Source organism: Streptomyces sp. MGP-BFMKR1 (assembly GCF_057766585.1).
Genome location: NZ_CM173408.1, coordinates 214,594 through 226,789, shown reverse-complemented (window position 1 = coordinate 226,789; position 12,196 = coordinate 214,594). Strand labels below are relative to the sequence as shown.

The window sequence follows — 12,196 nt, the reverse complement described above, 5'->3', positions numbered from 1 at the left end:
GCGCGCATATCGCTGAAAGCCGGGTGACCCTCCGTGGTGAATGAAGAAAAGCTGGTCGACTATCTGCGCCGGGTGACCAGTGACCTGCACAGCACGCGCACTCGCCTGCGCGAGGTGGAGGAGCGGTCCCAGGAGCCGGTGGCCGTGGTCAGCATGGCCTGCCGCTATCCGGGCGGGGTCGCGTCACCGGAGGACCTGTGGCGCCTGGTGCGCGCCGCCAAGAACGCGATCGGGGAATTCCCCACCGACCGCGGCTGGGACCTGGACGGCCTTTTCCACCCGGACCCGGACCACGCCGGTACGAGCTATGCCAGGCAGGGCGGATTCCTCTACGACGCGGCCGAATTCGACCCGGAGTTCTTCGGCATCAGCCCGCGCGAGGCGCTGGCGATCGACCCGCAGCAGCGGTTGCTGCTGGAAACGTCGTGGGAGCTGTTCGAGCGGGCCGGCATCGACCCGCAGACGTTGAAGGGCTCACCCACCGGCGTGTACGCGGGCGTCGCCCTGCCCGGTTTCGGCACCCCGCACATCGAGAAGGACGCCGAGGGCTACCTCGTCACCGGCAACGCGCCGAGCGTGCTGTCCGGGCGGGTCGCCTACACCCTGGGCCTCGAAGGCCCGGCGGTGACGGTGGACACCGCCTGTTCCTCGTCGCTGGTGGCCATGCACCTCGCCGCGCAGGCGCTGCGGCAGGGCGAGTGCACCCTCGCGCTGGCCGGCGGCGTCACGGTGATGAGCATCCCCAACGTGTTCACCGAGTTCGCCCGGCAGCGCGGCCTGGCCGCCGACAGCCGCTGCAAGGCGTTCGCCGCCGCGGCCGACGGCACCGCGTTCTCCGAGGGCGTGGGCCTGGTGCTGCTGGAGCGGCTCTCGGACGCCCGGCGCAACGGGCACGAGGTGCTCGCCGTGATCCGTGGCTCCGCCGTCAACCAGGACGGCGCGAGCAACGGTCTCACCGCCCCCAACGGGCCGTCCCAGCAGCGGGTCATCAGCCAGGCGCTGACCAACGCCAGGCTCGCGCCGGGCGACATCGACGCGGTGGAGGCGCACGGCACCGGCACCCGGCTCGGCGACCCCATCGAGGCCCACGCCCTGCTCACCACCTACGGGCCCGACCGCCCCGTGGACCGGCCCCTGTGGCTGGGCTCGGTCAAGTCCAACATCGGACACACCCAGGGCGCGGCCGGCGCCGCCGGCGTCATCAAGATGATCATGGCGTTGCGGCACGAGGAGCTTCCCCGCACCCTGCACGTCGACGCGCCCACGCCCCACGTGGACTGGTCCGGCGACGCCGTACGCCTGCTCACCGAGCCCGTGCCGTGGCCACGCGGCGAACGCCCGCGCCGGGCGGCCGTCTCCTCCTTCGGCATCTCGGGCACCAACGCCCACCTGATCCTGGAACAGCCACCCGCCACCGAGCCCGCCGAGCCCCAGAGCGCCCCCACCGCGCCCCGGTCCGACGGCGCCCCGCTGGCCTGGGCGCTCTCCGGCCGCACCGAACAAGCCCTGCGCGACCAGGCCCAGGCGCTGGCCGCCCACCTGGCCGCCCACCCCGACCTGTCCGCGTCCGACGTCGGCTGGTCGCTGGCCACCACCCGCTCCGCCTTCGAGCATCGGGCCGTGCTCATCGACGTACACCGCGAGCGGCTCACCGACGCCCTGCGCGCGCTCGCCGACGGCCGCTCACACCCCGGCCTGTTCCGAGCGGAGTCACCCGCGCGGCCCGGCGGGACCGCCTTCCTGTTCACCGGGCAGGGCAGCCAGTACCCGGGCATGGGACGCGAACTCTACGAGCACTACCCGGTGTTCGCCGCCGCCGTCGACGCGGCCTGCGCCCACTTCGACCCGCTGCTCGACCGCCCGCTGCGCCCGGTCCTCTTCGCCGACGAGACACCAGCCGGACCCGAGGGTGACGGCGCCCAGGACCACCCCCTGCACCAGACGGGCATCACCCAGGCGGCGCTGTTCACCCTGGAAACCGCGCTGTACCGGCTCGTCACCTCCTTCGGCGTCACCCCCGACTACCTCACCGGGCACTCCGTGGGCGAACTGGTCGCCGCGCACGTCGCGGGCGTCCTGTCGCTGGCCGACGCCTGCACCCTGGTCGCCGCCAGGGGGCGGCTGATGCAGGCGCTGCCGGCCGGCGGCGCGATGATCGCCGTCGAGGCCACCGAGGAACAGGTGAGCGAACTGCTCGCCGGGCACACCGACCGGGCCGCGCTGGCCGCGATCAACGGCCCCACCGCCGTCGTCGTCTCCGGCGACCTGGAGGTCGTCCACGAGATCGCCGCGACCCTGCGCGAGCGGGGCCACAAGACCAAGCGGTTGCGCGTCAGCCACGCCTTCCACTCGCCCCGCCTGGACCCGATGCTCGCCGACTTCCGCGCGGTCGCCAGCGGCCTGACGTACCACGCCCCGCAGGTCCCGGTGATCTCCAACCTGACCGGGGAACTCGTCGGCGCCGAGCACCTGACCGACCCCGAGTACTGGGTGCGCCACGTGCGCGAGCCCGTACGGTTCCACGACGGCCTGCGCACCCTCCAGGGCGAGGGCGTCGTCCGCTACCTCGAACTGGGCCCCGACGCCGTCCTCGGCACCATGGCCCGGGCCGCCATCGACGGCGAGGCGGGCCAGGGCGAGCCCGTGTTCGCCGCCGTGCTGCGCAAGGGCCGCGACGAGCCGCGCACCCTGCTCACCGCGCTCGCCCACACCCACATCGACGGCGCCACCGTCGACTTCGGCGCCACCGTGCCCGGCGGTGGCCGCACGGTGCCCCTGCCCACCTACCGCTTCCAGCGGCAGCGCTACTGGCGGCCGATCCCCGCCACCACCGGCGACGTGCGCGCCGCCGGCCTCGGCAGCACCGCGCACCCCCTGCTCGGCGCCCTGGTCGAGCCCGCCGACGGCGGCCTCCTGCTCACCGGGCGGCTCTCCCTGCACACCCACCCCTGGCTGGCCGACCACGCCATCCAGGAAACGGTCCCCCTGCCCGGCACCGCCTTCCTCGAACTGGCCCTGCTGGCCGCCGCGCAGGCGGGCTGCGACGTGGTCGAGGACCTCACCCTGGAGGCGCCGCTCATCCTGCCCGCCACCGGCGCGGTGCAGGTCCAACTCGCCGTCGGCGCCCCGGACGCCACCGGCCGCCGCACGGTCACCATCCACTCGCGGCCGGCCGACGACGACGCCACCGGAGGCAGCGGCCCCGACTCCTGGCACCAGCACGCCGCCGGCCTCATCGCCGAGGCGGCCAACGCCACCCCGCCCCACACCGCGCCGACCAGCACCGCCCCGGCAGAGCCGTGGCCGCCCACCGGCGCCGAGCCCATCGACGTGGCCGACCTGTACGCCCGCCTGACCGACCAGGGTTACGCCTACGGGCCCGCGTTCCGCGGCCTGCACGCGGCCTGGCGGGACGGCGACGACATCGTCGCCGACGTGCGCCTGAGCACCGAGCAGCGCGCCGACGCCACCGGCTACGGGCTGCACCCCGCCCTCCTGGACAGCGTCCTGCACCCGCTCGAGGAGCTGTGGGGCACCGGCCGCGACCAGGCCACCGACCCCACCGGGGAACAGCCGCCGCGCACCGTGCGCCTGCCCTTCACCTTCGGCGGCGTACGGCTGCACGCCACCGGCGCCACCCGGCTGCGGGTACGCATCACCCAGACCGCTGCCGACCAGGTCAGCCTGGAGCTGACCGACACCGGCGGCGCCCCCGTCGCCACCGTGCGCCACCTCGGCGTGCGGGAGATCCCCGCCGAGCAGTGGCGGGCCCAGCGCGCCGCCGTCGACGACACGCTCTACCGACTCGACTGGCAGGCCCACGCGGAGGGCGCCGACCAACCCGAGGCAACCGGCCACTGGGCCGTCGTCGGAGCGACCGACCTCGGCCTGCCCGCCGCGACCAGCGACGCGGTCAGCGTCAGCGCCCACCGCGACCTGGCCGAGCTGCGCGCGGCCGTCGCCGCCGGCACCGCCGCCCCGGACACGATCGTGCTCGCCGCACTCGACCGGGCCGACGGCGACGACGTACCCACCCAGGTGCGCGGCAGCGCCCACCGCCTCCTCGCCGACCTCCAAGGCTGGCTCGCCGACGACGCGTTGGCCGCCGCCCGGCTCGCCATCGTCACCCGCGGCGCGGTCAGCACCGACGCCAGCGAACCGCCCGCCGACCTGGCCGGCGCGCCCCTGTGGGGCCTGGCCCGCTCCGCGCAGGCCGAACACCCCGGCCGCGTCCTGCTGCTCGACACCGACGGCAGCCCCGCATCCCAGCAGGCCCTGCCCGCCGCCGTGGCCACCGCCCTGGCGGGCGACGAGGAGGAACTCGCTCTGCGCGTCGGCACGTTGCGCGTGCCGCGACTGGCCAGGTTCCGCCCCGACCCGCAGGCCACCGCGCCGGCGCTCGACCCGCGGGGCACCGTACTCATCACCGGCGGCACCGGCGCGCTCGGCCGCCAGATCGCCCGGCACCTGCTCACCGCCCACGACGCCCGGCACCTCCTGCTGGTCAGCCGTACCGGCCGGGAAGCCCCGGGCGCCGCCGAACTCGCCGCCGAGCTGACCGACCTCGCCGAGCAGACCGGACACCCGGCCCAGATCACCATCGCCGCCTGCGACACCAGCGACCCGCGAGCCCTGGCCGCCCTGCTCGACGCCATCCCGCCGGCCCACCCGCTGACCGGCGTCGTCCACACCGCCGGCGTCCTCGACGACGGCGTGGTCAGCGCGCTGACCCCCGCCAGGCTCGACGCCGTACTCGCCCCCAAGCTGGACGCCGCCTGGCACCTGCACCAGCTCACCCGCGAGCTGGACCTGGCCGTCTTCGCCGTCTTCTCCTCCGCCGCCTCCCTGGTCCGCAGCGCCGGCCAGGCCAACTACGCGGCGGCCAACGCCTTCCTCAACGCGCTCGCCGAACACCGCCGCGCCCAGGGCCAGGCCGCCACCTCCCTCGCCTGGGGCCTGTGGGGCCACTCCGGCGGTATGACCGACCACCTCAGCGACGCCGACCTGGCCCGCATGACCCGCTCCGGCGTCGCCCCCGTCCCCCCGGACCAGGCGCTCGCCCTGTTCGACGCGGGGCTCGCCGCCCCGTACGCCACCGTGCTCCCCGCCCGCTTCGACCTGGCCGTCCTGCGCGCCCAGGCCCACACCGGACCGCTGCCACCCGCGCTGCGTCGCCTGGTGCCGGCCGCGCCCCGCGCCGGGCAGGCGCCGGCCGACGCCGCCGCGTGGAGCACCCGACTGGCCGGACTGCCGCCAGCCGAACAGGAGGCCGCGGTCGCCGACCTGGTACGGGAGCAGGTCGGCACGGTCATCGCGCACCCCGCGCCGGAGACCATCGACCTCGGCCGGGCCTTCCAGGACCTGGGCTTCGACTCGCTCACCGCGCTCGACCTGCGCAACCGGCTCAGCGCCAGCACCGGAATCCGGGTCCCGGCCACCGTCATCTTCGACTACCCGACCCCCGACGCCCTCGTCCGCCACCTGCGCGACGAACTCATCGGCGCGGCCCCGAGGCGCCCGGCCCCCACCCCGGCCCCGACGGTCACCGACGACGACCCGATCGTCATCGTCGGCATGGCCTGCCAGTACCCGGGCGGCGTCGGTTCGCCCGACGACCTGTGGGACCTGGTCTCCTCAGGGACCGACGCCATCGGCGCCTTTCCCACCGGCCGCGGCTGGCCGCTGGGCGAACTCTTCGACCCGGACCCCGACCACGTCGGCACCAGCTACGCCAGCGAGGGCGGCTTCCTGCACGACGCCGACCGCTTCGACGCCGCGTTCTTCGGCATCAGCCCGCGCGAGGCCGTCGCCACCGACCCCCAGCAACGGCTGCTCCTGGAGACCGCCTGGCAGACCTTCGAGTCCGCCGGCATCGACCCCGCCAGCGTGCGCGGCAGCCGGTGCGCGGTCATCACGGGCGTGATGTACGACGACTACGGCAGCCGCTTCCTCGGCCGCACCCCCGAGGGCGTCGAGGGGCGCCTGATGACCGGCAGCACCCCGAGCATCGCCTCCGGCCGCGTCGCCTTCACCTTCGGCCTCGAAGGCCCGGCGCTGACCGTGGACACCGCCTGCTCGTCCTCGCTGGTGGCCATGCACCTGGCCGCCCAGGCGCTGCGCCAGGGCGAGTGCACCCTGGCCCTGGCCGGCGGCGTCACCGTCATGGCCACCCCCAACACCTTCGTGGAGTTCTCCCGGCAGCGCGGCCTGGCCGCCGACGGCCGCTGCAAGCCCTTCTCGGCAGCCGCCGACGGCACCGGCTGGGGCGAGGGCGTGGGCCTGCTGCTGCTGGAGCGGCTCTCGGACGCCCGGCGCAACGGGCACCGTCCGCTGGCCGTCGTGCGCGGCTCGGCCATCAACCAGGACGGCGCCAGCAACGGCCTCACCGCCCCCAACGGCCCCGCCCAACAGCGCGTCATCGCCCAGGCACTGGCCAGCGCCGGCCTGACCACCGCCGACGTGGACGCGGTCGAGGCCCACGGCACCGGCACCACCCTGGGCGACCCGATCGAGGCCCAGGCCCTGCTCGCCACGTACGGCCAGGACCGACCCGACGACCAGCCCCTGTGGCTGGGCTCCGTCAAGTCCAACATCGGCCACACCCAGGCCGCCGCCGGCGTCGCCGGCGTGATCAAGATGGTGCAGGCCATGCGGCACGGGGTGCTGCCCGCCTCGCTGCACGTCGACACCCCGTCGCCGCACGTCGACTGGGAGTCCGGCAGCGTCCGCGTACTGACCGAGCAGGTCGAGTGGCCCGGTCGGGAGCGCCCGCGCCGCGCGGGCGTGTCGTCCTTCGGCATCAGCGGCACCAACGCCCACATCATCCTGGAGCAGGCACCGCCAGAGGCGCGGCGACAGCCCACCGAGCCCGTCCCCGCCGGCGAAGCCGGCCAGGCCCAGACCCCCGCCGAGGCCATCGTGCCCTGGGTCGTCTCGGCCCGTGGCCCCCAGGCACTGCGCGACCAGGCCGCCGCACTCGCCCGCCGGGTGATCGCCGACCCCGCACTCGACCTGGCCGACGTCGGCTGGTCGCTGGCCACCACCCGCGCGCTCTTCGAGCACCGCGCCGTCATCGTCGGCCAGGACCGCGACGAACTCCTGGTCGGCCTCCAGGCACTGGCCGCCGGCGAGACCTACCCCGGCGTCATCGGCCCCGACACACCCCCGACCGGCGCCACCGCCGGCGGCCCCGTACTCGTCTTCCCGGGTCAGGGTTCGCAGTGGGTGGGCATGGGCGCCGGGTTGTTGGAGTCGTCTCCGGTGTTCGCGGCGCGAGTGGGTGAGTGTGAGCGGGCGCTCGCGCCGTACGTGGACTGGTCGCTGGCCGAGGTGTTGCGGGGTGGGGTGGGCGCCGCCGACCTGGGCCGGGTCGATGTGGTGCAGCCGGTGCTGTGGGCGGTGATGGTGTCGTTGGCCGCGGTGTGGGCTGATCAGGGTGTGACGCCCGCCGCCGTGGTGGGTCACAGCCAGGGTGAGATCGCGGCTGCCGTCGTCGCCGGCGCGTTGTCCCTGGAGGACGGCGCGAAGGTGGTGGCGTTGCGGAGCAAGGCGCTGCGCCGGCTCGCCGGTGGCGGTGCCATGGCCTCGTTGGCGCTGCGCGAGGACGCGGTCGTCGAACTCCTGGCCGTCCTGGGCGAGGCGACGGCGGGCGTGGGCATCGCCGCCGTCAACGGCCCCGGTTCCGTCGTCATCTCCGGCCCCGCCGAACAGGTACGGCACGCCGTCACCCACTGCGAGGAGAGCGGCGGCCGGGCGCGGCTGATCGACGTGGACTACGCCTCCCACAGCCCACAGGTCGACGAGATCGCCGACGAACTCCGCGACCTGCTCGCCGGCATCGAGCCCGGCCCGGCCAGCGTGCCGTTCTACTCGACCGTCACCGCGGAACGCCTGGACACGACCGAGCTGACCGCCGCGTACTGGGTGACCAACCTCCGCGAACGGGTCCGCTTCGCCGACGCCGCGGGGCGGCTCCTCGCGGCGGGCCACCGGGTGTTCATCGAGGCCAGCACCCACCCCGTGCTCACCGTCGGGCTCCAGGAAGCCTTCGAGGAGGCCGGCCTCACGGGCGTCACGGTGCCCACACTCCGCCGCGACCAGGGCGGTCCCGCCCAGCTCGTGCGCGCGGTCGCGCAGGCGTTCACGGCGGGTGTCGCGGTGGACTGGACCCGCTGGTTCGCCACCGACCCCACGCCCCGCGTCGTCAACCTGCCCACGTACGCCTTCCAGCGCGAACGGTACTGGCTCGACGGCGACACCGGCCGCGGCACCGATCCCACCGACCTGGGCCTGACCACCGCGGACCACCCCCTGCTCGGCGCGGCCATGGAACTCGCCGACGGCAGCACCCACGTGCTCACCGGCCGCGTCACCGCCCACGCGCACCCCTGGCTGGCCGAGCACGTGGTGGCCGGAGCCGTCCTGGTGCCGGGCGCCGCGCTGGCCGAGTGGGCGCTGCGCGCCGCCGACGAGGCCGGCTGCGCCGGCGTCGAGGAACTGGCGCTCCAGGCGCCGCTGGTACTCCCCACGGACGGCGGCGTCCGCGTCCAGGTCGTCATCGACGCAGCGGCGGACGACGGCCGGCGCGAGGTACGGATCTACGCACGCCCCGACCACGACGCCGGCACCTGGACCCGCCACGCCGAAGGCGTCCTCGGCCCATCGGCCCCCGCCGGGCCGGACCTCGGCACGAACTGGCCCCCGGCCGGCGCCGAACCCGTGCCCGTCGACGCCTTCTACGAGCAGGTCGACGCCGCCGGCTACGCCTACGGGCCGGCGTTCCAGGGCCTGCGGGCCGCCTGGCGGCACGGGCCCGACGTGCTCGCCGAGGTCACCCTGCCCGACGCCGCCGGCGCCCCCGACGGCTTCGGACTCCACCCGGCCCTCCTCGACGCCGCCCTGCACCCCGCCCGACTCGTCGACTGGCCCGCCGAAACCCCGGACGCCGAGGCGGACCCGGCCGACCAGTTGTGGCTGCCCTTCTCCTGGCAGGGCCTCGCCCTGTGGGCCGCCGACGCCCGCACGCTCCGCGTCCGGCTCACCCCGCTCCCGTCGAACAGCGCGGGCGAACGCGCGCTGCGGGTCGCGGTGGCCGACGCGGCGGGCCAACCCGTACTCAGCGCCGACGCCCTCGTTCTGCGCCCCGCCCGCGCGGACCAACTCCGCGCCGCGGACGCCCCCGGCGTCGACGGCCTCTACACGCTGGAGTGGACGCCCGTCTCCGCGCCGGCCGACGCCGACACCCCCACCCGGCGGTCGGCAGCCGGCGGCTGGGCCGTACTCGGCGACGACGCCTTCCAACTCGCCGGGCTCCCGGTGCCGGACGGCACCACCGTCGCCCGCTACCCGGACGTCGCCGCGCTGTCGGCCGCCCTGGACGCGGGCGCGCCCGCCCCGACCACCGCCCTGCTCAGTGTCGTACGCACCACACCCGCGACCGAGACGGCCCACGACGACCCGGCCGGCGCCGGCCTCGCCCTGGCCCAGCACGTGCTGGCCGTGGCGCGCGACTGGCTGGCCGAGCCCCGCACCAACGACTCCCGGCTCATCGTCGTCACCCGCGGCGCCGTCACCACCGACGACGCCGACCCCGGCCGCGTGGGAGCCGCACCGACCACCCGCGACACCGACGTGGCCGCGGCCGGCGTCTGGGGCCTGATCCGCAGCGCGGAGGCCGAGAACCCGGGCCGCTTCGTCCTCCTCGACCTCGACCCCGCGCCGGAGCAGCCCGCCAAGGCACCGGTGGAGACCGTGCTACGCGCCGTGGACCTGAACGAGCCGCAGCTCGCGGTGCGCGCCGGCCGCGTCCTGGTGCCCCGCATGCGACGGGCCGGCGCGCTCGGCGGCGAACTCGTCGGCCCGGTCGCCGCCCCCGCCTGGCGGCTGGCGTCCGAAGGCACCGCCACCCTCGACAGCGTCGTCCCCCGCCCCTACCCGGAGGCCCTGGAGCCGCTCGCCGATGGCCAGGTTCGCGTCGAGGTGCACACCGCGGGCATCAACTTCCGCGACGTACTGATCGCCCTCGGCATGTACCCGGGCAACGGCGTCTTCCGGGGCAGCGAGGGCGCCGGAGTCGTACGGGAGACCGGGCCCGGGGTGACCGAACTGGCGCCGGGTGACACCGTGTTCGGCCTCTTCGAGGGTGCCTTCGGGCCGCTCGCCATCGCCGACGCCCGCCTCGTCACCCCACTGCCGGACGGGCTCGACCCGCGCGAACTCGCGGCCGTGCCCACCGTCTTCCTCACCGCCTGGTACGGCCTGGTGGACCTGGGCGGCCTGGCCCCGGGCGAGTCGGTACTCATCCACGCGGCCACCGGCGGCGTGGGCATGGCCGCCGTGCAGATCGCGCGGCACCTGGGCGCCGAGGTGTACGCGACGGCCAGCCCCGGCAAGCACGGCGTGCTGGAGGAGATGGGCATCGACGCGGCCCACCGGGCCAACTCCCGCGACCTGGACTTCGAGACCACGATCCGGGAGGCCACCGGCGGGCGGGGCGTCGACGTCGTACTCAACAGCCTGGCCGGCGAGTTCGTGGACGCCTCGCTACGCCTGCTCGGCGACGGCGGACGGTTCGTCGAGATGGGCAAGACCGACATCCGCGACCAGGACGCCATCGCCGCCGCCCACCCCGGCGTGCGCTACCGGGCCTTCGACCTGGTGCCCGACGCGGGCCCCGACCGCGTCGGACAGATCCTGCGCACCGTACGCGACCTGCTGGTCTCCCACGACCTGCGGCCCGCCCCGGTCCGCCGGTGGCCCCTGGCCCGGGCCCGGCAGGCGCTGCGCCACCTCAGCCAGGCCAAGCACACCGGCAAGCTGGTCCTCGACGTACCCGCCGCGGTGAACCCCGACGGCACGGTCCTGATCACCGGCGGCACCGGCACCCTCGGCGCCCTGGTCGCCGAACACCTGGTACGCACCTGGGGCCTGCGCCACCTGCTCCTCGTGAGCCGCCGTGGGGCCGAGGCACCCGGCGCCGACGAACTCGCCGACCACCTCGCCGGCCTCGGCGCCGACGTGCGCGTCGCCGGCGCCGACGTCACCGACGCGGCAGCCGTCCGCGACCTCGTCGCCGGCATCGACCCGGCCCACCCACTCACCGGCGTCATCCACGCCACCGGAGTCCTGGACGACGCCGTACTCGCCGCCCAGACACCGCAGCGGCTGGCCAGGGTGTGGCAGGCCAAGGCGACGGGCGCGGCCCACCTGCACGCCGCGACGAAGGACCTGCGACTCGGCATGTTCGTCGTCTTCTCCTCGGCCGCGGGCACCCTGGGCGGCCCCGGGCAGGCCAACTACTCGGCCGCCAACGCCTTCTGCGACGCGCTCGTCGCCCACCGCCGCGACCTCGGCCTGCCCGGCGTGTCCATCGCCTGGGGCCTGTGGGCCGACGCCAGCGGCATGACCGGCCACCTCGACGCCGCGGACCTGGCCCGCATGGCACGCTCGGGTGTCAACGCCCTCACCACCACCCACGGCCTCACCCTCCTCGACGCCGCCACCCAACACGGCGCCCCCCACCTGATCGCCGCCGACCTCGACCCACGCACCCTGTCGGCCCAGCCGAGCGACACCCTGGCCGCCCCCCTGCGCGGCCTGACCAGCCCGGCCACGACGAGCCGCCGACAGCGCCGCACGGCCAGCGCCACGAGCGAGCCACACACCGTCGACTGGGCCACCCGCCTCGCCGGCCTGACCGCGGCCGAACAACACCGCACGCTGCTCACCCTGGTCCGCACGCACGCCGCGACCGTGCTCGGCCACCCCGACGTGGACGCGGTACCCGCCGACGCCAGTTTCAAGGAACTCGGGTTCGACTCGCTGACCGCGGTGGAACTACGCAACCGCCTGTCGGCCGCCACCGGCCTGCGGCTGCCCGCCGCCCTCGTCTTCGACTACCCCGAGGCGACCGTACTCGCCGACCACCTGCTGCAACGCGTCGCCCCCGGCGAGGCCGAGGCCCCCGGGCCGGACGCGGCAGACCCCGTACTGGGCGAACTGGCCCGACTGGAACACACCCTCGGCGTACTGACCCTGGACGACGAGGGCCGCCAACGCGTCGCCAAGCGCCTGACCGGGCTGCTCAGCAAGGTCAACGAACGGACCAGCGAGCGCACCGGCGGACACGACTTCAGCGACCTCGACACCGCGTCGGACGACGAGATGTTCGCCCTGATCGACCGCGAACTGCCCTGAT

The 12,196-nt window shown here is 75.5% G+C and carries 1 protein-coding gene; it reads left to right on the top strand.

The features are described 5' to 3' along the window. The first annotated feature begins 33 nt into the window (after positions 1-33). A complete protein-coding gene (locus tag AC3CHW_RS00715) occupies positions 34-12,195 on the top strand; it encodes an SDR family NAD(P)-dependent oxidoreductase (protein ID WP_488469174.1) in 12,162 nt (4,053 codons plus the stop codon). Position 12,196: the final 1 nt, after the last annotated feature.